This is a genomic window from Flavobacterium limnophilum, assembly GCF_027111315.2.
Classification (GTDB): domain Bacteria; phylum Bacteroidota; class Bacteroidia; order Flavobacteriales; family Flavobacteriaceae; genus Flavobacterium; species Flavobacterium limnophilum.
In genome coordinates, this window is record NZ_CP114289.2 from 3,016,879 (window position 1) to 3,039,638 (window position 22,760).

At 37.3% G+C, this 22,760-nt stretch carries 20 protein-coding genes; 14 read left to right on the top strand and 6 right to left on the bottom strand.

Annotated elements, in window-relative coordinates; genetic code table 11:
- Nucleotides 1–24 precede the first annotated feature (24 nt).
- The 9 genes from OZP13_RS12790 to OZP13_RS12830 all read left to right on the top strand — a co-directional run bounded on the left by OZP13_RS12790 (nt 25) and on the right by OZP13_RS12830 (nt 9,613).
- Nucleotides 25–1,215 (top strand): pyridoxal phosphate-dependent aminotransferase, encoded by a 1,191-nt coding sequence (locus OZP13_RS12790; RefSeq protein WP_269240503.1) that lies wholly within the window; start codon nt 25–27, stop codon nt 1,213–1,215.
- A 177-nt stretch (nt 1,216–1,392) separates the two neighbouring features.
- The gene (locus OZP13_RS12795; protein WP_281297379.1) at nt 1,393–3,597 is read left to right on the top strand and encodes a rhamnogalacturonan lyase family protein; all 2,205 of its coding nucleotides are present in this window, start codon (nt 1,393–1,395) and stop codon (nt 3,595–3,597) included.
- Nucleotides 3,598–3,813: 216 nt separating this feature from the next.
- Nucleotides 3,814–5,685: a peptidase U32 family protein gene (locus OZP13_RS12800; RefSeq protein WP_281297380.1), complete on the top strand. Its 1,872-nt coding sequence runs from the start codon at nt 3,814–3,816 to the stop codon at nt 5,683–5,685.
- 215 nt (nt 5,686–5,900) lie between these two features.
- Nucleotides 5,901–6,116: a hypothetical protein gene (locus OZP13_RS12805; RefSeq protein WP_269240507.1), complete on the top strand. Its 216-nt coding sequence runs from the start codon at nt 5,901–5,903 to the stop codon at nt 6,114–6,116.
- Between the two features lie 88 nt (nt 6,117–6,204).
- Nucleotides 6,205–7,365 carry a formate-dependent phosphoribosylglycinamide formyltransferase gene (gene purT, locus OZP13_RS12810; RefSeq protein ID WP_269240508.1) on the top strand — a complete coding sequence of 387 codons (1,161 nt, stop codon included), beginning with the start codon at nt 6,205–6,207 and terminating at the stop codon, nt 7,363–7,365.
- Nucleotides 7,366–7,448: 83 nt separating this feature from the next.
- Complete coding sequence (locus OZP13_RS12815) at nt 7,449–8,024, top strand: Crp/Fnr family transcriptional regulator (protein ID WP_281297381.1); 576 nt, start codon at nt 7,449–7,451, stop codon at nt 8,022–8,024.
- A 140-nt stretch (nt 8,025–8,164) separates the two neighbouring features.
- Nucleotides 8,165–8,881, top strand: a complete 717-nt coding sequence (locus tag OZP13_RS12820; RefSeq protein WP_281297382.1) for a pirin family protein — start codon at nt 8,165–8,167, stop codon at nt 8,879–8,881.
- Nucleotides 8,882–9,083: 202 nt separating this feature from the next.
- Nucleotides 9,084–9,371, top strand: a complete 288-nt coding sequence (locus OZP13_RS12825; protein WP_281297383.1) for a GNAT family N-acetyltransferase — start codon at nt 9,084–9,086, stop codon at nt 9,369–9,371.
- A gap of 17 nt (nt 9,372–9,388) precedes the next feature.
- Nucleotides 9,389–9,613 carry a (4Fe-4S)-binding protein gene (locus OZP13_RS12830; protein WP_281297384.1) on the top strand — a complete coding sequence of 75 codons (225 nt, stop codon included), beginning with the start codon at nt 9,389–9,391 and terminating at the stop codon, nt 9,611–9,613.
- A gap of 1 nt (nt 9,614) precedes the next feature.
- On the opposite strand, the gene OZP13_RS12835 is transcribed toward OZP13_RS12830, so the two are convergent.
- The gene (locus tag OZP13_RS12835; RefSeq protein WP_269240510.1) at nt 9,615–9,887 is read right to left on the bottom strand and encodes a hypothetical protein; all 273 of its coding nucleotides are present in this window, start codon (nt 9,885–9,887) and stop codon (nt 9,615–9,617) included.
- Nucleotides 9,888–10,056: 169 nt separating this feature from the next.
- Here OZP13_RS12835 and OZP13_RS12840 point away from each other — a divergent pair, with 169 nt between their 5' ends.
- Nucleotides 10,057–10,584, top strand: coding sequence for a YceI family protein (locus OZP13_RS12840; protein ID WP_269240511.1), 528 nt, complete (start codon nt 10,057–10,059; stop codon nt 10,582–10,584).
- 83 nt (nt 10,585–10,667) lie between these two features.
- On the opposite strand, the gene OZP13_RS12845 is transcribed toward OZP13_RS12840, so the two are convergent.
- The 3 genes from OZP13_RS12845 to OZP13_RS12855 all read right to left on the bottom strand — a co-directional run bounded on the left by OZP13_RS12845 (nt 10,668) and on the right by OZP13_RS12855 (nt 15,664).
- A complete protein-coding gene (locus OZP13_RS12845) occupies nt 10,668–11,864 on the bottom strand; it encodes an IS256 family transposase (RefSeq protein ID WP_269239997.1) in 1,197 nt (398 codons plus the stop codon).
- Nucleotides 11,865–12,041: 177 nt separating this feature from the next.
- Nucleotides 12,042–14,312 (bottom strand): glycosyltransferase, encoded by a 2,271-nt coding sequence (locus OZP13_RS12850; RefSeq protein WP_281297385.1) that lies wholly within the window; start codon nt 14,310–14,312, stop codon nt 12,042–12,044.
- Nucleotides 14,309–15,664, bottom strand: coding sequence for a glycoside hydrolase family 130 protein (locus OZP13_RS12855; protein WP_281297386.1), 1,356 nt, complete (start codon nt 15,662–15,664; stop codon nt 14,309–14,311). The genes OZP13_RS12850 and OZP13_RS12855 overlap by 4 nt, the downstream gene beginning before the upstream one ends.
- A 611-nt stretch (nt 15,665–16,275) precedes the next feature.
- Here OZP13_RS12855 and fabD point away from each other — a divergent pair.
- Both fabD and OZP13_RS12865 read left to right on the top strand, forming a co-directional pair.
- Nucleotides 16,276–17,148: an ACP S-malonyltransferase gene (gene fabD / locus OZP13_RS12860; protein WP_281297387.1), complete on the top strand. Its 873-nt coding sequence runs from the start codon at nt 16,276–16,278 to the stop codon at nt 17,146–17,148.
- 123 nt (nt 17,149–17,271) lie between these two features.
- Nucleotides 17,272–18,105, top strand: coding sequence for a DUF2971 domain-containing protein (locus tag OZP13_RS12865; protein WP_269240520.1), 834 nt, complete (start codon nt 17,272–17,274; stop codon nt 18,103–18,105).
- Between the two features lie 315 nt (nt 18,106–18,420).
- Here the strand turns inward: OZP13_RS12865 and galE are convergent, their stop codons facing one another.
- Nucleotides 18,421–19,434, bottom strand: coding sequence for a UDP-glucose 4-epimerase GalE (gene galE, locus OZP13_RS12870; protein WP_269240521.1), 1,014 nt, complete (start codon nt 19,432–19,434; stop codon nt 18,421–18,423).
- 5 nt (nt 19,435–19,439) lie between these two features.
- Complete coding sequence (locus OZP13_RS12875) at nt 19,440–20,570, bottom strand: DegT/DnrJ/EryC1/StrS family aminotransferase (RefSeq protein ID WP_281297388.1); 1,131 nt, start codon at nt 20,568–20,570, stop codon at nt 19,440–19,442.
- Between the two features lie 143 nt (nt 20,571–20,713).
- Between OZP13_RS12875 and OZP13_RS12880 the strand changes: the two genes are divergently transcribed.
- Nucleotides 20,714–21,943: a 3-deoxy-D-manno-octulosonic acid transferase gene (locus tag OZP13_RS12880; protein WP_281297389.1), complete on the top strand. Its 1,230-nt coding sequence runs from the start codon at nt 20,714–20,716 to the stop codon at nt 21,941–21,943.
- Between the two features lie 356 nt (nt 21,944–22,299).
- The gene (locus OZP13_RS12885) at nt 22,300–22,491 is read left to right on the top strand and encodes a hypothetical protein (protein ID WP_269240522.1); all 192 of its coding nucleotides are present in this window, start codon (nt 22,300–22,302) and stop codon (nt 22,489–22,491) included.
- Nucleotides 22,492–22,760 lie beyond the last annotated feature (269 nt).

Consider the following 22,760-nt stretch of genomic DNA (forward strand, 5'->3'; position numbering starts at 1 on the left):
TTTATAAATCAAAATTACATTTCAATGAACAATTTGCTTTCAGACAGAATTAACAATTTAGCCACCTCACAAACATTGGCAATGGCTGCATTAGCCAGAGAATTAAAAGCGCAAGGAAAAGATATCATCAGTTTAAGTTTGGGAGAACCAGACTTCAATACTCCTGATTTTATCAAAGAAGCTGCCAAAAAAGCTATCGACGACAACTACAGCACTTATTCTCCAGTTGATGGATACGGTGATTTGAAAGAAGCAATTTGCAGAAAATTCAAAAGAGACAACGGATTGGATTACAAACCATCTCAAATTGTAGTTTCAACAGGAGCAAAACAATCATTGTACAACATCGCACAAGTAATGTTAAATGACGGTGACGAAGTTATTTTGCCAGCACCTTACTGGGTTTCTTACTTCGAAATCGTGAAATTATCAGGTGGAGTTCCTGTAGAAGTTCCAACTTCTGTAGAAACTGATTTCAAAATCACGCCAGAACAATTAGAAGCTGCCATCACGCCAAAAACAAAAATGATGTGGTTCTCTTCTCCATGTAACCCATCAGGATCGGTTTACAACAGAGAAGAATTGACTGCTTTGGCTAAAGTATTGGAAAAATATCCAAATATTATTGTTGTTGCAGACGAAATCTATGAGCACATCAATTTCTCTAGGACTTTTTGCAGCATCGGATCTATTCCGGGAATGTTGGAAAAAACAGTTACCGTAAATGGAGTTGCCAAAGCTTTCGCTATGACAGGATACAGAATCGGTTACATTGGAGCACCAGAATTTATCGCAAAAGCCTGTACCAAAATTCAAGGTCAAGTAACTTCAGGAGCAAATTCTGTGGCACAACGTGCTACAATTACTGCTGTAGATGCCGATCCAAGCGTATTGAATCATATGGTTCAAGCCTTCCACAGCCGTAGAGATTTAGTAGTTGGATTGTTGAAAGAAATTCCAGGAATCAAAATCAACGTTCCAGAAGGCGCATTTTATGTTTTTCCGGACGTTTCTTCTTTCTTCGGAAAAACATTGAAAGGAACTGAAATCAAAGATGCGAATGATATGGCAATGTATCTTTTAGCCGAAGCTTGTGTGGCTACTGTAACAGGAGACGCTTTTGGAAACCCAAATTGCATCCGTTTCTCTTATGCAACAAGCGAAGAGCAATTAATCGAAGCATTAAAAAGAATCAAAAACGCTTTGGCTGGATAAGCTAAACTGCTATTTTAACACCAAAGGCCTCAAGATTTTTCTTGGGGTTTTTTTTTGGATTAACTCAAAAAAAGGACCTAAAATACAAACCATTACGGAAGAACAACCGGAACAGTACAGTACAGGATAGCACGACTTTTTTTTATACTTATTTTTAGCAAAAACTAACCAAACATTATGAATAAAAAAAATACTGTTATTAATTTGAAACTTAAACCCAATCTATTCAAAAAACTCGCCCTTATACTTTTATTACTATTGGGCACATCATCCCAAATATATGCACAGCGCACAGTGGAAAAGCTCAATTGCGGATTAGTCGCGATGCGTTTAAATGCCAATCAAGTCTATGTTGGATGGAGAATGTTGGGAACAGAGCCCACAGATGTGAGCTATAATTTGTATTGTGACGGCGTAAAAGTAACAGGAAGCCCTTTTACGACAAGCACCAATTTCACTCACAACATTACAACCAACGGAGCTTATACCGTTCGTGCCATCATTAACGGCACCGAAGAACCTGCTTCCGAAACCGCTACGGTTTGGGCAAACCAATATTTAGACATTCCAATGCAAATTCCACCCAGCGGAACCAATCGAGACGGAGAAGTTTATACCTATAACGTAAATGATTGCAGTGTGGGCGATGTAGATGGCGATGGACAATATGAACTGTTTGTAAAATGGGATCCATCCAACTCAAAAGACAATTCTCAACCAGGTTTTACCGGCAATGTTTACATTGATTGTTATCGTTTGGACGGAACACGTCTATGGAGAATCGACATGGGGAAAAACATCCGTGCCGGTGCCCATTATACCCAATTTATGGTATATGACTTGGACTCTGATGGCAAAGCCGAAATGGCTTGTAGAACAGCCGACGGAACGATAGATGGAACCGGGATGGTTATTGGTGATAAAGATGCCGATTACAGAAACACCTCTGGTAGCAAAACTTCAACAAGTACTTATGGCGCTGTTATATCTGGTCCTGAATTTTTTACTATTTTTAACGGACTAACAGGAAAAGCAATGGCTACCACCAATTATTTGCCTGCACGCGGAACTGCATCCTCTTGGGGTGATAGTTATGGAGGCCGTTCGGAACGTTTTGTTGCCGCAGTAGCTTATCTCGACGGTGAAAAACCAAGTTTAGTGATGGGTCGTGGTTATTACACAAGATTAGTGCGTGTAGCTTGGGATTGGAGAAACAACACCCTTTCCCAACGATGGATTTTCGACAGCAATACTTCTGGAAATTCCGCTTATGCCGGTATGGGAAACCACCAAATGACCGTGGGCGATGTTGACGGAGATGGCAAAGACGAAATATTCAATGGCTCCAGTGGCATTAATGACGACGGCACCAAATTATATGCCAACACCCTAGGACATGGAGACGCCTTGCACATGAGCGACATGGATCCTGACCGCCCGGGACAAGAAATATGGCAATGCCTGGAAGAACCAACCAAATACAAAACCAACGGTTTGGTGTTTTTGGATGCCAAAACAGGCAGCACTTTATGGGGAATAAATGGAACAGGAGGCGATATTGGACGCTGTAACGCTGCAGATATTGATCCACGCTACAAAGGCTACGAATGTTTTGGAAGCGCAGGCGGCGTAAACTATTTAATGGACTGTAAAGGGAACCTTGTCAGCAATAAAAAACCAAGCCAAAATTTCTCAATATGGTGGGATGGAGATTTGAACCGCGAACTATTGGATGGAAAAAAAACAGGAGTAGATCCTAATTTTTATTATGTCCCGGTAATAGATAAGTGGAATTACGTGAATGGAAACACAACTAATATGTTAACCGCTACAGGTTACCTTGCAAACAATACAACCAAAGCAACTCCTTCTTTGAGTGCCGACCTCTTCGGAGATTGGAGAGAAGAACTAATCGTTCGCAAAGACGATAACTCATCCATTAGAATTTATACTACCAACATTCCTACGACGCATAAATTATACTCTTTGATGCACGACACACAATACAGAGTAGCAATTGCCTGGCAAAACTCGGGTTACAACCAGCCGCCGCATCCAAGTTTCTACTTGGGAGTCGATATGGCAGCACAAGCAAAACCAAATGTAGTTATTGCAGGTGTCAATTTGTCTAACGAAGATTTTTCGAATGCAAAAAAATCAGCAAACGCAATTCTTTACCCAAATCCTGCCAGTCAAACTTTTACAATTCTCGCAGAGGGCAAATTCACTTACACTATTCACAATCTAATAGGACAAGAACTAGGTACTGGAAAAGGGGAAAACCAAATAGAGGTAGGCCAAATTTCTGCTGCTTCTGGAGTATTTATTATCACCGTGAAATCCGAAAAAGGAACCACATCCATCAAACTGATTAAAGAATAAATCAACTTTAAATTCGAAACGTCAAAAGCCTCAAGATTTTTCTTGGGGCTTTTTTTGTAAGTGTGTTCAACAAAAAAACCACAACAAACAACAATTTTCCAAAAAATCCATTCCCGAATTAGAAATCCCGAATTATTTATAAGACCTTTGCAAACTTTTTGGCGAAAGCCGATAAAAACCTAAACCATTAAAAACAAAACAATTATCATCCCCTCGATGAAGAAAAAAATAGAAATACTGGCTCCTGCCAAAGACTTGATTCACGGAATGGCCGCCATCAACAGCGGTGCCGATGCGGTTTATATTGGAGCTCCTTTATACGGCGCTCGTTCCAATGCCACCAATTCGATTGAGGATGTTGCAAAATTGGTGGAATACGCCCATTTATTCAACGCCCAGGTTTTTGTGGTTGTCAACACCATTTTGTACGACAACGAATTGGAAGACTGCCGTCAAATGATTTGGAAATTATACGACATAGGCGTAGATGCCTTGATTGTACAAGACATGTCGATTATGGAAATGGACATTCCTCCTATCGTTTTGCACGCCAGTACGCAAGCCAACAATCGCGATGCCGACAAAATCAAATTCCTGAAAGATGCCGGAATGAAACGTGTGGTTTTGGCTCGTGAATTGAACCTTCATCAAATCAAGGAAATCAGCGAAGCGAGTGATGTAGAACTGGAATTTTTCGTGACGGGAGCGCTTTGCGTTTCTTTCAGCGGAAATTGCTATATGAGTGTGGCCAATGGTGAACGCTCTGCCAATCGAGGTTCTTGTGCACAAAACTGTCGTTTGCCGTACAACCTCATCGACGGTCACGGCGATACTTTAATCAAAAATAGTCACTTGCTTTCCATCAAGGATTTCGATGTTTCCGACCAACTTCCGAATCTGATTGAAGCTGGAATTTGCTCTTTCAAAATCGAAGGCCGTTTGAAAGACATTGTTTACGTAAAAAACAATGTTTCTTACTTACGTCAAAAACTGGATTCTTTTCTGGAAGGCGCAGGTAGCGACAAATACGCCAAAGCTTCTTCCGGAAAATGCACCTATACTTTTGACTCCTCGCTTGATAGAAGTTTCAACCGTGGTTATACCGATTATTTTGTCAACGAAAGACATCAATCCATTGGTTCTTGGGAAAGTCCAAAATCGAAAGGGCAATACATTGGAAAACTCATCAAAACCGTTGGAAACGCTTACGAAATCGAAAACGGCGAATTCCTGAACAATGGTGACGGACTTTGTTTCATCAACGAAAACAACGAAGCCGACGGAATTTATGTCAACAAAGTCGAAAATGGTTTGGCTTATCCAAATGTGTTGAAAGAAATAAAACCAGGAACTTTCATTTACCGCAACAACGACGCTGCTTTCATCAAAATCGTGGAACGCGAAGACAGTGCAGTTCGAAAAATCAGCACCACTTTATTGCTAACCGAAAACGAAAATGGTTTTGAACTTATCGCCACTGACGAAGACGGAAATGTGAGCAGCGTGCAATTGGTTCATCCAAAAGAAAGAACCAAAAACAACGAATCTATAGAGGCCAATTTCAAAATCAATTTGGCAAAAACAGGTTTCACGCCTTACACAGCCGATGAAATAACCATTATGTTCTCCGAAAATTGGTTTCTTCCCATTTCTAAAATCAACGAAATGCGAAGAACGGTTTTCGAACAATTGTCCGAAATTCGTTTAGCAAACTACAAGGTCAAAGAACACCAATTGGTCAAAACATCACATCCATATCCGGAAACCAAACTGGATTTTATGTACAATGTTTCTAATAAATTGGCACGCAAATTCTACGAACGTCACGGTGTTACCGAAATTGAAAAAGCCTTCGAATTGCAATGGGATCCTGGAAAATCACGCGTGATGACCACCAAATATTGCATCAAATACGAATTGGAAAAATGTCCAAAATACCATCCTAATATGGATGGCAAACTCAAAGAACCATTAATTTTAAAGCAAGGCGAATTAGAATACAAACTCAAATTCAATTGTAAACCCTGCGAAATGGAAATCTGGGAAAAAGATGCCGAATTCGAAATCGAGGAAGATCACTTCCATTAAAATATAAAACCGATGTAACTTAAACGACATCGGTTTTTTTATTAAATTTGGGCGTGAGCACAAGGGTCGGGCTTTCCGTTGCAATCTTCTGTTTTTTAAAGAAAAAAAACAAAAGGATTTCCTCTGCAATCCCTCACGCGAAAACGTTATCAGATTAAGCATTTGTCAATTTGAATTGAGATAAAGCTTGCAACAGAAAACCTTTAAAAAATAAAATGATTATAGAAAAAAATAAAATAAAAATTTGTGATGAATGCAAAAGTGAATTTAAAAAAGACACTTCAGAAATGGAAAGTCTTTGTCCAGAGTGTTCATCAATTTTATATGGTTATCAAAATTGCGAACATCATTTCATAGAAAATAGATGTGAAAAATGTTATTGGAATGGAAACTCAAGTGAATATATCAAACAAATAAGAAACAATAAATAAAACTTAACCACAACCTCGGTTTGGTAATATGACTTCTCGGAATTTAATAGCATTACCTTACGCAAACCCAATACAAAAAACATTTAGAATGAAAATACTCCTCCTCGGCTCCGGCGAATTAGGCAAAGAATTTGCAATCGCTGCACAGCGCATCGGGCAAACTGTAATTGCAGTAGATAGTTATGAAAACGCACCTGCTATGCAAGTGGCACACGATTTTGAAGTCATCAATATGCTCGATGGCGAAGCGTTGGACCGCATCGTTGCCAAACACCAACCCGACTTTATCGTTCCCGAAATAGAAGCCATCCGCACCGAACGTTTTTATGATTACGAAAAACAAGGCATTACCGTAGTTCCTTCGGCAAAAGCGGCGAATTTCACAATGAATCGTAAAGCCATTCGGGATTTGGCTGCTAAAGAACTTGGACTAAAAACGGCCAATTACCGTTACGCCACCACTGCAGAAGAATTGCAAAAAGCAGTTCAAGAAATTGGAATTCCTTGTGTGATAAAACCTTTAATGTCTTCCTCTGGAAAAGGACAATCAACAATCAAAACGGAAGCTGACATCGAAAAAGCTTGGAATTATGCCGTGGAAGGTTCGCGTGGCGACGTGGTAGAAGTAATCGTGGAAGCTTTCGTGAAATTCAATTCCGAGATTACTTTATTGACCGTGACCCAAAACAATAATCCGACGTTGTTCTGCGCGCCAATTGGTCACAGACAAGAGCGCGGCGACTATCAGGAAAGTTGGCAACCCGCCCTAATTTCGGACGCAGATTTATACGAAGCGCAAGATATGGCCGAAAAAGTAACCGAAGCCTTGGGTGGCGCAGGACTTTTTGGAGTCGAATTTTTCTTGACGGATGATGGCGTGTATTTTTCGGAATTGTCTCCAAGACCACACGATACCGGAATGGTAACTTTGGCAGGAACGCAAAATTTCAACGAATTCGAATTGCATTTGCGCGCTATTTTAAGCCTGCCCATTTTCGAAATTACATTAGAAAAAACGGGAGCCAGTGCCGTGATTTCCGCTTCGGAAAGCAGCAACAATCCCACTTATTCTGGTCTCGAAAAAATTGCTGCTTTACCCAAAACCGATTTCAGAATCTTCGGAAAACAAACTTCTCGTCCGTATCGCCGAATGGGAGTCGCATTGGTAAACGACAGTCTAGAAACTCCAGTAGAAGAAGTGGTTGAAAAAGCTAAAAAAGCAGCAGCATTGGTACAAGTAAATTATTAAAAAAACTCACCACAAATTACACAAATTTTTAGTACAGATAAGAGTTTGTGAAAATTTGTGTAATTTGTGGTTAAATAAAAACTATGCCGCTAATAATTGACAATCTCTCCAAACACATTAGCCTGACTCCACAAGAGCAGGAACTTTTTTTGTCCAAGACGGAAATCCTTCAGTACAAGGCGAAAACGGTTTTGCTTAACGCTGGCGAAATTTGCAAGAATTCCTATTTCGTGAATTCGGGTGTGTTGCGAAGTTTCAACATCAACGACAATATCGTGGAACACGTTTTGAGTTTTGCCTGTAGTGGTTGGTGGATTAGCGATATGTACAGCCTGCTTTCGCAGAAACCGGGCAATCTTTTCATCCAAGTTATTGAAGATGCCGAAATAGTGGTTTTGTCCAAAGAAAACCAGGAAATACTGTTTCGAGAAATTCCCAAACTCGAACGTTTTTTCAGGATTTTAACCGAAAATTCATTGGTGGCACATCAGGAACGATTGATGGATAATTTGAGTTTAACCGCCGAGGAACGTTTCGAAAAATTTTGCAACAAACACAACGACCTGATCCAGAAAGTACCCCAAAAACAAATTGCCTCCTATCTGGGCGTGACTCCAGAATTTTTCAGCAAAATGAAAAGCAAAATGTTGCGAAAGTAGTTTTCAGTCGCAGTTTTCAGCCAAAGCAAGTGCAAACTGCGACTGAACACTGGTTACTAATTTTCTTAATCTACATTAAGTGACTTTTGTTGACTTCGAACTTATCTTTGTATAACTAAAAACAACAAAATTTATACATTATGAAAACTACAGTTTTACACAAAGCAGATACAAGAGGACACGCAGATCACGGATGGCTAAACGCTTACCATAGTTTTAGCTTTGCCAGTTGGTACAACCCGGATAGAATTCAATTCGGAATGTTGCGCGTTTTAAACGACGACACCGTGGCTGCTGGGATGGGTTTTGGCACGCATCCGCATGATAATATGGAAATTATTACCATTCCGTTGGAAGGCGATTTGGCCCACAAAGACAGTATGGGAAATGCCGAAACCATAAAAACGGGCGACGTACAGGTGATGAGTGCGGGAACTGGAATTCAACACTCTGAATTCAATCCAAATGCAGATCAACGCACTAAATTATTTCAGATTTGGGTATTTCCAAAAGTAAGAAATGTAGAACCTCGTTACCAACAAATCACTTTGGACACTACGGAACAAAAAAATAATTTTGCCCAAATAGTGTCTCCAAATCCTGATGATGCCGGAGTTTGGATTCATCAAGATGCCTGGTTTCATTTGGCCGATTTTGATGCTGGATATACCAAAACATACGAATTGAAAAAAGAAGGAAACGGACTTTATGTTTTTGTAATTTCGGGAACCATCACCGTTGATGGTCAAGAATTGGAAACCCGTGATGGATTGGGAATAACCGATTTCAAAACATTGGACTTCAAAGCAACAACCGATGCCAAATTTTTGTTGATGGAAATCCCGATGAAACAATAAATAGTTTTCTTTAAGTTAAGATATTTGAATCGTCTCTTCGAGTGATTTCAAATAGTAATGCGACAGCTTTACTATTTGAAATTGTATCGAGAAGCCTGTAATGTTGAGTTCTCGATACATTTTATTAAAAAAGCTATCGCATTTTTAATAAAACACTCGAACAGACGAAACCTTAACATAACGATAAAAAAATTAAAAAATCATGAACGAAGAAATAATAGGATTAGAATTAAACGGTTCGAAAGGTTACTTTTATGTTTCGGTTGATGGAAAACAAGAAGGCAAAATGACTTTTGTTTTCGCTGGCAACGACAAGATTATCATTGACCACACCGAAGTGAATCCAGGCAATAACGGAAAAGGTTATGGCAAAAAAATGGTCGCCAAAGCGGTAGAATATGCCCGAGAAAAGAACATCAAAATCATTCCGCTTTGTCCTTTTGCGAAAAAGGTGTTTGACAAAACTCCTGAGTTCAGCGATGTTTTATAAATTTAATTTCAAAAATTATGGACTCCAATAATTTAAAAAAAGAATATACCAACGGCGAAGTGACCGTGGTATGGCAATCCGCTAAATGCATTCATTCTGCCAATTGTGTTAGAAATAATCCCGACGTTTTTCAACCCAAAGAAAAACCTTGGATAAAAATTGATGGTTCTTCAACAGAAAAAATTATTGAGACTGTACAAAAATGTCCTTCGGGTGCTTTGACGTTTTACAAAAATGAATAAATCAATTCCATCCTGGGTCATTAGCAAAGAGCGATTCGTCTTTTTGGAAAATCAAAAACAATAATTGACAATCCTTCTTTGCTCTTAGACGCTCTAAATCCGCTGTCAAAAGCTTTAAATCCACTATCTGAAGCACAAAATCAGCTGTTAGAAGCACAAAATCAGCTGACGGAAGATCAAAATCGACCAACGGAAGCATTAAATCAGTTGACGGAAGCTCTAAATCTTGACACAGAAGCATTAAAGAAGCCGACAGAAGCTCTCGGGAAGGCATTATTGAAGCTACTTTATTCAGAACAATCCTTTATATATCAATACTTTAGATAAAATAACTATAAAAACAGGCAACTAATTTCGTTCTTAATCTAGGTTAAGTGTCCAATCGTTAGTGTCGCCGTAAATTTGCCTTATCAAAATGAAATAAACAATTAAAAAATAAAATTATGGCAACTACAAAATGGGCAATTGACCCGACACACTCAGAAATTGGTTTTAAAGTAAAACACATGATGTTTACCAACGTTTCAGGAAAATTTGGAACTTACGATGCAACAATCGCAACGGAAGACGACAACTTCGAGAATGCAAACTTCGAATTCTCGGCAGACATCGATTCTATCAACACTAATAATGCTGACAGAGACAATCACCTGAAAAGTGGCGACTTTTTCGACGCTGAAAACCATCCAAAACTAACTTTCAAAGCAACGTCTTTTACCAAAGATGGAGATGATTACGAATTAACTGGAGATTTGAGTATTAAAGAGGTAACCAAATCGGTGAAATTCCCTGTTGAATTCAGCGGATTGATGAAAGACCCTTGGGGAAATACCAAAGCGGGATTGAACATTTACGGCAAAATCAACCGTAAAGATTGGGGATTGAACTGGAATTCGGCTTTGGAAACAGGCGGTGTTTTGGTTGGCGAAGAAGTGAAATTGAACATCGAATTGCAATTAATAAAACTATAAATAATTTCGCAAAACCGTTTTTTTTTTTTGACACTATCCCAAAAAGTGTGTAAGTTTAAAAATATAGGGGTTTGATTTTTTAATTAAAGTTGAACCCTTTTTTCAAATATAGTTAAGAACTGGTTGAGGATTAATCCCCAGTTTTGGATTGGCATCGACCATTTTTTGGTTGCCTCTCTCAAAGCCAAATATACAGATTTTAAAACAGCTTCATCCGTTGGGAATGATAATTTGTTTTTAGTGTATTTTCTGATTTTACCATTGAGGTTTTCGATTAAATTTGTGGTGTAAATTATCTTTCTGATTTCTACTGGAAAGTCAAAGAATACGGTAAGTTCCTCCCAATTTTCTTCCCAGGATTTAATCGCATAAGGATATTTATTATTCCATTTTTTAGAAAAATCTCCCAGAGATGCTTTAGCAGCTTCTTTAGTTGGAGCATTGTAAATAAGCTTCATATCTGCCGAAAATTCCTTTTTATCTTTCCAAACCACATAACGAGCTGAGTTTCTAATTTGATGTACTACACAGATTTGGGTTTGTGATTCCGGGAATACATTTTTGATAGTTTGCGTAAAACCATTTAGATTGTCAGTAGCAGTAATTAGTATATCTTCAACTCCTCTAGCTTTTAAATCTGTTAAAACGCCAAGCCAGAAACTAGCACTTTCATTCTTTCCTAGCCACATTCCAAGGACTTCTTTTTTACCTTCTCTATTAAGTCCAACGGCTAAATAGATGGTTTTATTGACTATTTTTGAGTTTTCTCTAACTTTAAAAACAATTCCGTCCATCCAGACTATCAGATAAACAGCCTCTAAAGGTCGGTTTTGCCAAGCAATAATATCACTCGAAACCGTGTCGGTTATCCTAGAAATAGTACTAGTGGAAACCTCAAAATTATAAACTTCTCTTATTTGTTCTTCGATGTCGCTATTGCTCATTCCTTTGGCATAGAGAGAGATTATTACGTTCTCTAAACCATCGAGCATATTTTGCCTTTTGGGCACAATTAAAGGGTTAAATGAGGCTTCTCGATCTCTGGGAACTTGAATCTGAGATTCGCCAAATGAGGTTTTTATTTTCTTGTTAGAAAAACCATTACGAGCATTGGATTTTGTAGTTTTCTCGTGCTTATCATAGCCTAAATGGGCGTCTAATTCGCCTTCGAGCATTTTCTCTATTCCTCGCTTTTGTAGTTGGGCTAAGAAGCCATAAAGGTCTTCGCCTGTTTTGAATTGCTTCAAAAATTCATCGGATAATAAATCTTCCTTTTTCATAAAATGTGTAAAATATTAAAATTAAGTAAAAAAAGTATTAGGGTTTGCACAAACCCTAATACTTTTTTTACTTACACACTTTATAGGATACTACCTTTTTTTTGCAAAAATACAAACCTCCATTCTTCAAAGCATGGAGGTTTTTTATGTTTTAAAATTGTTTCTTTCCTACCTAAATTAAACGGCATTCGCGAATTCGACATCCAAGTGCTTATAATTTTCTTGATTTTGGTTTTTGTATGAATCCATAATCAACTGTGCCTTAAAAAAACAGAGTGTTGATTCGGCTCCTTGATTAATATTGACATTTTTTTCTTCAAGCCCATCGTAAGAAGCTCCATTTACGGGGTTATAAATTATCTGGTTCAGGTGATTATTTCCTAAAAACCATGAAAATGCCACATTCAACTGTTCTTTATATTTGACATTTCCCGTGACTTCATAAAACAAATGCAGGGTAATAATGGTTGTTGCCACTTCTATGGGTTGTTCTCCATAAGTTTTTTTATGACTGCCTTTGACAAACCAGCCCCGATTTGAAATTACGCTAAGTTCTCCTTTCATAAAATAATGTGACAAGAGAAAATCAAATGTTATTACTGCGATTTTTTTGTATTTCAAATCCCCTGTCGCCATAAAACTATACATCATTGCTTCAGGAAGAACGTTATTGGCATAGGTCATGTAATCTTCATACCAGCACCATTCTTCATCGGAATTAATGTGATAATGATTCAGTAATGTATCGGCAAGTCTTATTATATTGTTTTTAATTTCTTCCTCAGGATTAACCTGATAGTAGTAATAAAGTCCTTTGAGCGTATAGGCAATTGCCCTTGGAGAAGTAACGAAATCAATATGCACGACAGCCTTATCCCAAGATTTTTGTGCTTTTTGCACTAAATCTATTGGCAGATTTTTTTGATGGGACAATGTATATCCTAAACTCCATAAAGCTCTTCCGTTCGAATCTTCAAGATTTACCAATTGGTTTTGCTCTGTCAATTGACGATTAAAGTCTTTGTAATTGTCAAACTTTCCTTCTTCTTGCTGAATATCGGCAATAAAATTCAAATAAATCGAAGCCAAATTTAAGGCAACAGGATTTGCGCTACTATCATGATACATCACCATGTCAATTAATGCACGAGCATTGTCATCCAAAGTATAACCAAACGAAGTATTCGGCTGGCTAAAATTCGAAAATTGAAGAATTCCATAATCGGTTGTTAATTCCTTGATGTGGTCCAATTTAATGGATGGGTAATTAAATCTTAATTTTTCCTTGCTTTCCGTTACTTCAGCAAACAGGAATCCGTATTTTAGGGCAATATTCTCCCAAGTGGTTTCGTGGGTCAAAGCATAGCCATTTTGTCCCATTTCCACCCGTTCTTGTTTGTTTTCAACCAGTTTCAATATCGCTTTTTGAAACTCTTCGGGATTGTCAAATCCATCCAACAAAATTCCGGTACCCGAGTTCAAAGCCTCGATGGCATGCGGTATTGGGGTTGAAATTATGGCACAACCACAACTCATTGCATAGGCAAAAGTGCCACTTACGGCTTGATTTGGATCTTTGGAAGCAAACAAATAAACATCGGACAGGATTAAATAATTGAGCAATTGTTTTAACTCCAAAAATTCATTGACAAAGAATACGTTGTTTTCCAGTTTCAGTTTTTTGGTCATCTCAATAAGCATTTCGCGGTAATTCTCGCCATCCCTTTTCAAGATTTCTGGATGGGTTTTTCCAACTACCAGATAAATTACTTCCGGATGTTTTGCAATGATGTCGGGCAAGGCATATAAAACAGTCTCGATATTCTTGTTTTCGCTAATTAACCCAAATGTTGACAATACTATTTTGTCTGAATAGTGAAATTCTTTTTTTAAATTCTCTTTTTGATCCAGGAGAACCATGTGGGTTCCGTGCGGAATAAGCATCATTTTAGATTCTTTACAACCATAATCCCGTATCAAAATCTCTTGGGATTTTTTGGTAAGAACCACAATTTTATTGGACAAATCAATAATTGCCTGCACTACTTTCTTCAATTTTTCATTTGGATTAGGCAATACGGTATGAAAAACCATTGCAATGGGTTTGTTTAGGGCCAATAAAAAGGAGAGCAAATAATTCCCGTAATCTCCTCCAAAAAGACCAAATTCATGTTCGACGCAAAGCATTCCAATATCATCGCGATTGTTAATTTTTTCGGCCAAAAGACGGTATTCCTGAATCGAGGAAACGGTTAAGGTGTAATGCACATCATCACCATATTCGAATTGATTTTCCTGTTTTTGCAAAGCACATACTTCTATTGGGAGTGAATCTCCAAAAACTAATTTTATGGAATTGACTACGTCACTGGAAAAAGTAGCCAATCCACATTCTCTCGGCGGATAAGAACTCATCAATAGTATCGATTTGTTTTGTTTTGACCTCATGGCAGTTCATTTTTACTATTTTTCAAAGCATCGAGCAATTCTTTCAAGTCAACCACGGCATAACTGGAGGAATAATCAGAAACGGCATAAGGCAATATAAGACTGTTGTTGTGAATTATCGACCCACAGGAATAAACCACATTGGGAACATATCCTTCGCGTTCATCTTCTAAAGGACTGAGCAAAGGCTCGGGAAGCCTCCCCAATTCCTTGGAGGGATCATCCAAATCAAACAAGGATGCCCCTATGCAATAACGCCGCATCGCTCCTACTCCATGAGTAATTACAAGCCAACCCTCTTCTGTCCATAAAGGCGAACCACAATTCCCAATTTGTGTATATTCCCATGGATATTTGGGTCTTTGAATAATCCGTGGATTTTTCCATTCGTTTGGTCTTACCGAATACATCAGATAATTATTGACTCCATCTATCCTGGCGAGCATGGCATATTTGCCGTTTATTTTTTTAGGAAACAAGGCCATCCCTTTTCCTTGCGCCCCTTCTCCATACAAAGGCATAATTCGAAACGTATAGAAATCTTCGGTCGTGATTAATTTTGTAAGAATGGAATGCCCGTTATAGGCGGTATAAGTTCCCATTACATTCTCGGAACCGTCATCGTCAACAAAACGAACAAATCGGGCATCCTCTATTCCTCGGCTTTCGGTATCCGATATTGGAAATATAACACGCTCCGAGATATCGAAATCATGGTTGAATTGTATGTCATAAAAGGAATCCATTACCCAAATTACTTCTTCATAAGCTTCCTTTACCTCTTTGCTTATAACTGAATTTGCCAATGCTGCATTTATCGCACTTTTAAATGCTGAATACTCGAACACGTCAGGCAAATCATTCAGGATAGAAGTATAAATATCCAAGATGTGCATTTCTGCCAATTTGGACATAATCCTTTTTTTATTATACATCATTTTGTGCAAAATCTCGGCTTTTTCAATATCAGTACCAATTTTCATCATCCTCAGATTATTATCCTTGTCGATGATTCCCCTTCTAAACACGATGGAAGAAACATGTCCTTCTCCAGTGGCTCTAAAAGAAATAACAACACGTTTCTCGTCTTTTTCCAAATTCGATTGATCAAAATCTTCTATCATCGAAGGGTTAAAAAAAGCCGATGATTCAATGGAATATTCCATGGTAAGATAAGAACCAATAAGCATTTTCTTTTCTTCTGACAACTCTGTCTCATTGATTTGCATTTCTGCAATTATTGGCTTGATATTATCGTAATGTTTACAAAAAATTGCCGAAATATTTCGATGCCGTTTTGCAAAACCCCTGTTTATTTGTTCCAAAGTATGGGTAACATCTTGATTGCTCATTGTCAATATACGGCCGACGAGCTCTTTGGTTCGCAAATTTCCACTGTTAAAATATCGCGCTACGACTCTGCTGGAATCGGGCATAAACTTTACGTTTTTTCGGGTAACGGAAACTTTCATAAAAAAAATTTAATTATGACACATAAAGACATTTAGTTTTTTGACAAAAAAATCGATTTATTAATCCTGACGAAATACTTGCTGAAAACACTTCAGCTTCTGCATAAAAGACATTATAACTTATTTGGGACCAATAAGTTTAATTTTTATCAACCTGATTCAAATAATTTGGTTTAGGTTAACAAGGATTTTAAAAAAAAGTTATTGCTTTTGTATAAAAAGTAATATCAAATATACAAAATTAAAAACATAAAAAATTGATTTTTAGACAATTAAACCTTTTATTTATATTCAAAACCCTAATAAAAACAAAACAACATTTGTAGTCCCGAAGGAATAAAAACCCATTCGGCAGAAAAAAAACAGTATGATGGAAGGAAAACTGTTCTTAAACCCAAAAAATTGCTGCTCCTAAAAAAAACACTATTTTTGCATCCTGATTGAAACTAATATTTTAATCTTTAATTTATTAAAATCTTTAAATCAAAAATATGAAAGCATACGTATTTCCAGGTCAAGGAGCACAATTCACCGGAATGGGCAAAGACTTATATGAGAATTCCGAATTAGCAAAATCACTTTTCGAAAAAGCCAATGAAATCTTGGGTTTTCGCATCACGGAAATTATGTTTGAAGGCACAGCGGAGGAATTGAAAGAAACCAAGGTTACCCAACCGGCGATTTTCCTGCATTCGGTTATTCTGGCCAAAACCTTGGAAGATTTCAAACCAGAAATGGTGGCGGGACATTCTTTGGGCGAATTTTCGGCCTTGGTTGCCAATGGCGTTTTGTCATTTGAAGACGGATTACGGTTGGTTTCTCAACGTGCCTTGGCGATGCAAAAAGCCTGCGAAATAAAACCATCCACAATGGCGGCAGTTCTAGGATTGGCCGACAATATCGTGGAAGACGTTTGTGCTTCAATTGACGGAATCGTGGTGGCAGCAAACTACAATTGCCCTGGACAATTAGTAATTTCTGGAGAAACCTCAGCCGTAGAAAAAGCTTGTGAAGCGATGAAGGCTGCTGGTGCAAAACGCGCTTTGTTATTGCCTGTAGGTGGTGGTTTTCACTCGCCAATGATGGAACCCGCAAGAGAAGAATTGGCCGCAGCCATTGAAGCGACAACTTTCTCCACTCCTATTTGCCCAGTATATCAAAACGTTACGGCAACTGCCGTTTCCGATCCTGCCGAAATCAAGAAAAACTTGATTATCCAATTGACAGCTCCCGTAAAATGGACACAATCCGTGCAACAAATGATTGCCGATGGTGCAACTTTGTTTACCGAAGTAGGTCCTGGAAAAGTATTGGCTGGTTTGATTGGAAAAATTGACAGAGAAGCTGCGACAGCAAACGCTTAAAATTAGTGGTCAGTTTTTAGTGATTAGTGTGTCTATAAATAGAATCCTCATAAACTTTAAGTTTGTGGGGATTTTTTTTAAATTAGAAGTTGGTATATTTACAATGCTAGCTAACATAATACTATGACGACAAGTTATAAAATATACAACGGCACTTTAGACGATGGTGAATACCCATCAATTCTATATAAATATCGAGACTGGAATAAAGAATATCACGATAGGTACATCAAGAATCGTGAAATATATATGGCTCCAGCAAGTTCATTTGAAGATGAAAATGATTGTAAAATTCCTGTCAGATATGATTTATTGAATGCCAAACAAACTATCGATTTTGCAGTTCGATTGTCAAAGCTTGAAAATCCAGAATTTACACGCCAACAACATAGAAAAGATGCAAGGAATTGGGCAAAACAGAAATTTCTTAAAAACAAAAAAATTTATGATGATTTCCAAAAGCACTATTTCAAAGAATCTGATCAAAGAAGAGGCATTCTTTGCTTAACTGAATTTCCTTGTCTTGAAAGAATGTGGAATGAATATGCTAATAACTCAACTGGATTTTGTGTAGGTTATAATTCAAGAATAATGTTTGAATTTTTAGGTGGTGGCGGAAAAGTTACTTACGACGATTTACCAATCATTTTACCTGAACCTATAATGACACATTATGAAATCCATAATAAGCAAGTATTTTATAAACAAAAGAAATGGGATTATGAAAATGAATATCGAACTCATACTTTTTTTGAAAAACCTGCTACAAGAGAAATGAGACAAATTGAACTTCCGAAAGAAGCATTTAATAAAGTAATATTAGGCAAAAACATTAGTATCAAAGATAAAAATGAAATAACAGAAGTAGTCAGAGATATCATAGGCAACATTCCAATCGAAGAATACAAGAATATTTGTCAAACTACCAAATACCCTAAAAACAATACTATTTATTAAACTATCCCCCCACCAACGCCTAATTCTCTTATGTATTTCAGCCTTGAATTCTTCAGGAGTTAATCCATTTTTAAATTCTTCATCAAAATCAAAAGTGGCTCTATCAATTCCTTGAAGTTTAATTTTCGAAGTTTCGTAAGCCACAGAAGGCTCTTCAGCTTTGTTTCTTTTTGGATTTTATTTTTTAGGATTCACAACCGTTGTTTTACGTAACGAATTTACAATTAATTCTTTAAACCAAAAAATCCCAAACTATCAACTGATAATTTGGGATTCTTTTTAGTCTTAAACTTGATACTAAAATCTTAATACTTTTTAAGAACGAACCTTCTGTTCCCATTTCCAGGCACTTGCCATAGCTTCTTCCAATGTTAATTCTGATTTCCAGCCTAAAACATTATTGGCTTTATCGGTATTAGCATACGCTTCGGTAATATCGCCTTCTCTGCGAGGCACAATTTTATATGGCAATTTTTGTCCGCTTACTTTCTCGAAAGAATGAATCACTTCCAAAACCGAGCTTCCTGTTCCTGTTCCTAGATTGAAAATCTCCACTTTGTCCAAATTCTTTTTATCCAATAAGCGTTTCATTGCAATAACGTGGGCTTTCGCCAAATCGACTACGTGAATGTAATCGCGAACACAAGTTCCGTCAGGCGTAGGATAATCATCGCCGAAAACTGACAATTCTTTGCGTAAACCCAATCCAGTTTGAGTGATAAACGGCACCAAATTTTGCGGAACTCCCAAAGGCAATTCGCCAATTTCAGCCGATGGATGTGCTCCAATCGGGTTGAAATAACGCAATAAAATCGCGTTGATATTGGTTACTTTGGCAGCATCTGTAATAATTTCTTCTCCTATTTGCTTGGTATTTCCGTAAGGAGACATTGCCGTTTGGATGGGTGCATCTTCGGTAATGGGCATTTTTTCGGCTTGACCGTAAACCGTGCAAGACGAACTAAAAATGAAATTGGATTCCGGTAGTTTTTGCAATTCTTGAAGCAAATAAATCAAGCTATTGATGTTGTTTTCATAATACTCCAATGGTTTTCCAACACTTTCGCCAACCGCTTTCGAAGCTGCAAAATGAATGACACCCGAAATATCTTGGTGCTTTTTGAAAAAATCCTGAACTTTTGCTTTCTCGCGCAAATCCAACTTTTCGAAAAGTGGTTTTTTATTCGTAATGGCGGTAATTCCTTTTAAAACTTCTTCCGAAGAATTCGAAAGATCATCAACAATCACTACTTCAAAACCTTGATTTTGCAATTCGACCACGGTATGGGAACCAATAAATCCCAATCCTCCTGTTACTAATATTTTCATGTTTTTTATTTTAAAAATTCTAGAACGGAATCCGTTATGAATTTGATTTGCTCATCGTCTAATTCAGTGTGCATTGGCAAGGCAATCACTTCTTTTGCCAATTGGTTGGTTACTGGAAAATCTTCTTCTTTGTAACGAGAATCCAAATACGCTTTTTGTGAATGCAATGGAATTGGATAATAAATCGCACAAGGAATTCCTTTGTCCAGCAAGTGTTGCATCAATGCATCTCGGTCAGCATCGATAATTCGCAATACATATTGATGAAAAACGTGGCAATCACATATCTCGCAAATACTTGGAGCAATGATATTTTTGTTGCCTTCAAAAGCTGCTGTATATTTTCTGGCAGCATTTTGACGCGCTGCATTGTATTCGTCCAACAAAGGTAATTTAGCATTCAAAACTGCTGCTTGAATACTGTCCAATCTTGAATTTACGCCAACCACATCGTGATGGTAACGCTCGTACATTCCGTGGTTTACGATTCCTCTAATTTTGTGTGCCAAAACATCGTCGTTGGTAAAAATAGCTCCACCATCGCCATAACATCCTAGATTTTTAGATGGAAAAAATGAGGTTGAGCCAACATTTCCAATAGTTCCGGCTTTCTTTTTGGTTCCATCTGAAAACTTGCAATTGGCTCCAATAGCTTGTGCATTGTCTTCAATTACATACAAGTTATGTTCTTTGGCAATAGCCATAATCGCTTCCATATTGGCAGCACGACCAAACAAATGTACTGGCACAATGGCTTTGGTTTTTGGCGTAATCGCTTTCTTGATGGCTTCGATAGAAATATTCATGTTAAACAAATCAACATCGACCAAAACCGGAGTGAGTTGCAACAAAGCGATTACTTCAACCGTTGCAGCAAAGGTGAAATCGGCGGTAATAACTTCGTCACCTGGTTTTAAATCCAATCCCATCATGGCAATTTGCAAGGCATCGGTTCCGTTGGCACAAGGAATTACGTGTTTTACGTCGAGATATTCTTCTAGGTTTTTTTGGAATTGGTGAACTTGTGGTCCGTTAATGTAAGTGTTGGTGTCAAGAACTTCTTGGATTGAAGTATTTACTACATCTTTTATTTTATCATATTGACTTTTCAAGTCAACCATTTGCAATTTTTTCATTTAATCTTAAGTTTAAAGTTCATTTAAAACAAAATTCACATGGCGTATCAAGTTTTAAATTCAGAACAAAAATAGGGATTTTAGGAGAATGATTTTATAGATATTTAAAAGAAAACGTATTTTAGCCGCAGAAATTTTTTGATATGCTTTTTCTCTACAACATAATTGTTCAAATTGCGAATTTTTCATTGAAAATCATCGCTAGCTTCAGCCCAAAAATCAAACTTTTTATCGACGGTCGAAAACCTGTTTTTGATATTTTGGCAACAAAAATCAAATCAACCGACAAAACCATTTGGTTTCACGCCGCTTCGCTTGGCGAATATGAGCAAGGTTTGCCAGTTATCGAAAAAATTAAAGAAAAATATCCCAGTCATAAAATCGTGATTTCTTTTTTCTCTCCTTCTGGTTATGAAGTCCGAAAAAACAACACCGTTGCCGATGTCACAGTCTACCTGCCTTTGGACACCAAAAAAAATGCGCAACAATTTTTGAAACTGCTTCATCCCGAAATGGTGTTTTTTATCAAATACGAATATTGGCCGAATTATTTGAATGAACTCCAAAAACTGAAAACTCCGACCTATTTAATTTCGGGAATTTTCAGGGAAAACCAAATGTTCTTCAAATGGTATGGCGGATTTTACAGAAAAGCATTGGAAACTTTCACTTATTTTTTTGTACAAAATGAAAGTTCCAAAAATTTGTTATTGCAATTAGACAAAACCAATGTGGCCGTTTCTGGCGACACCCGTTTTGACCGAGTGGCCGCTATTTTGGAAAAAGACAATTCCCTTGATTTTATTGAGACGTTCAAAAACGAAACCTTGACCATTGTCGTGGGAAGTTCTTGGCCAAAAGACGAAAGTCTATTGGTTGATTACATCAATCAAACTTCCGAAAAAGTAAAGTTTATCATTGCTCCACACAACATCAAAGCCGAGCAAATTCAAGAATTGAAAAATTCAATTTCTAAAAAAGTCGTCTTGTTTTCAGAAAAAGAAACCAAAAATCTGGCAGATTTTGACGTCTTCATCATAGACACCATCGGGATTCTGACCAAGATTTATAGTTATGCCGATATTGCTTATGTTGGTGGCGGTTTTGGAAACCCAGGCGTTCACAATATACTTGAACCCGCAACGTTCGGCGTTCCGATTGTTATTGGCCCAAATTTCAGACATTTTGCAGAAGCTACGGCATTGGTAAACATGGATGGCTGTATTTCCATCTCGGACAAAAACAGTCTATTTGATGCTTTTTCCAATTTAATCACCAATGACGACATCCGACATGAAAAAGGACATATTTGCAGTACTTTCGTGCAAATGAACAAGGGAGCAACGGCTATTATCATGAAGAATATTTCATAACTTAAATTAAGTAATTTTTGTAGTCCTAATTTTCATTTAAAGACTAAAAAAAACACCCCTAATTAAATAATCACCCCCTAAAACCAGCATTTTAATAGTAAATAAACCCTGACAGCTTTATCCCACTTCCAAATTAATAGCTATAATTACACCCCCTGACAAAGCTTGACACGACTCTATTTTTTGAAAAATTGCGAAATATTTCAGGAGATTACTTTTCTGACTCACAAGTTTGAACAAAGAGAATATTACAAATGAATATTATTTTTCAAAAAAAATATAAAAAAATATTTTACCTATTAAAAAATTTATATCTTTGCCCCGAATTAATAATTAACCTTTTATAATTAAGTAAGATGAAAAAAGTATTTTTAAGTTTAGCTGTTGTTGCTGTTTTAACTGTTGTATCTTGTAAAAAAGAAACTCCAGCTACTGAAGAAGTTGCTGTAGACACTACTGCTGTAGCTGTTGACACTGCTGCTGTTGCTGTTGATACTGCTGCTGTTGTAGCTGATACTACTGCTGTTGCTGCTCCAGAAGCTAAGTAATTCTAAATTACAGAAAAAAAATAAGCTGCGCTATGCGTGGCTTTTTTTTATGTCTATTTTAAATTAATTTTCAAACACACCACCCAAACAATCAAATAGACATTTGTAGGAAAAACAAAAAGCCATACACCGAAAAGTGCCATGGCTTTTTTTTATGAAATAAAGTTATATCTTTTTATTTTTTTTTTAAAATGTAGTAATCCGCTTTCGACATAATTTTAGACTACCAAATATTTATGATTAAATTTTGTAGTTCCACAGGTTTTAGG

Excerpts from the sequence above, each read along its gene's own strand:
- OZP13_RS12820 (WP_281297382.1), top strand. The coding sequence starts at position 8,165 with ATGAAAACTACAGTTTTACACAAAGCAGATACAAGAGGACACGCAGAT.
- OZP13_RS12880 (WP_281297389.1), top strand. The coding sequence starts at position 20,714 with ATGCTTTTTCTCTACAACATAATTGTTCAAATTGCGAATTTTTCATTG.
- OZP13_RS12790 (WP_269240503.1), top strand. The coding sequence starts at position 25 with ATGAACAATTTGCTTTCAGACAGAATTAACAATTTAGCCACCTCACAA.
- OZP13_RS12830 (WP_281297384.1), top strand. The coding sequence starts at position 9,389 with ATGGACTCCAATAATTTAAAAAAAGAATATACCAACGGCGAAGTGACC.
- purT (WP_269240508.1), top strand. The coding sequence starts at position 6,205 with ATGAAAATACTCCTCCTCGGCTCCGGCGAATTAGGCAAAGAATTTGCA.
- OZP13_RS12835 (WP_269240510.1), bottom strand. The coding sequence starts at position 9,887 with ATGCCTTCCCGAGAGCTTCTGTCGGCTTCTTTAATGCTTCTGTGTCAA.
- OZP13_RS12855 (WP_281297386.1), bottom strand. The coding sequence starts at position 15,664 with ATGAGCAATCAAGATGTTACCCATACTTTGGAACAAATAAACAGGGGT.
- fabD (WP_281297387.1), top strand. The coding sequence starts at position 16,276 with ATGAAAGCATACGTATTTCCAGGTCAAGGAGCACAATTCACCGGAATG.
- OZP13_RS12865 (WP_269240520.1), top strand. The coding sequence starts at position 17,272 with ATGACGACAAGTTATAAAATATACAACGGCACTTTAGACGATGGTGAA.
- OZP13_RS12825 (WP_281297383.1), top strand. The coding sequence starts at position 9,084 with ATGAACGAAGAAATAATAGGATTAGAATTAAACGGTTCGAAAGGTTAC.
- OZP13_RS12815 (WP_281297381.1), top strand. The coding sequence starts at position 7,449 with ATGCCGCTAATAATTGACAATCTCTCCAAACACATTAGCCTGACTCCA.
- OZP13_RS12800 (WP_281297380.1), top strand. The coding sequence starts at position 3,814 with ATGAAGAAAAAAATAGAAATACTGGCTCCTGCCAAAGACTTGATTCAC.
- OZP13_RS12805 (WP_269240507.1), top strand. The coding sequence starts at position 5,901 with ATGATTATAGAAAAAAATAAAATAAAAATTTGTGATGAATGCAAAAGT.
- OZP13_RS12845 (WP_269239997.1), bottom strand. The coding sequence starts at position 11,864 with ATGAAAAAGGAAGATTTATTATCCGATGAATTTTTGAAGCAATTCAAA.
- OZP13_RS12795 (WP_281297379.1), top strand. The coding sequence starts at position 1,393 with ATGAATAAAAAAAATACTGTTATTAATTTGAAACTTAAACCCAATCTA.
- OZP13_RS12875 (WP_281297388.1), bottom strand. The coding sequence starts at position 20,570 with ATGAAAAAATTGCAAATGGTTGACTTGAAAAGTCAATATGATAAAATA.
- galE (WP_269240521.1), bottom strand. The coding sequence starts at position 19,434 with ATGAAAATATTAGTAACAGGAGGATTGGGATTTATTGGTTCCCATACC.
- OZP13_RS12885 (WP_269240522.1), top strand. The coding sequence starts at position 22,300 with ATGAAAAAAGTATTTTTAAGTTTAGCTGTTGTTGCTGTTTTAACTGTT.
- OZP13_RS12840 (WP_269240511.1), top strand. The coding sequence starts at position 10,057 with ATGGCAACTACAAAATGGGCAATTGACCCGACACACTCAGAAATTGGT.
- OZP13_RS12850 (WP_281297385.1), bottom strand. The coding sequence starts at position 14,312 with ATGAGGTCAAAACAAAACAAATCGATACTATTGATGAGTTCTTATCCG.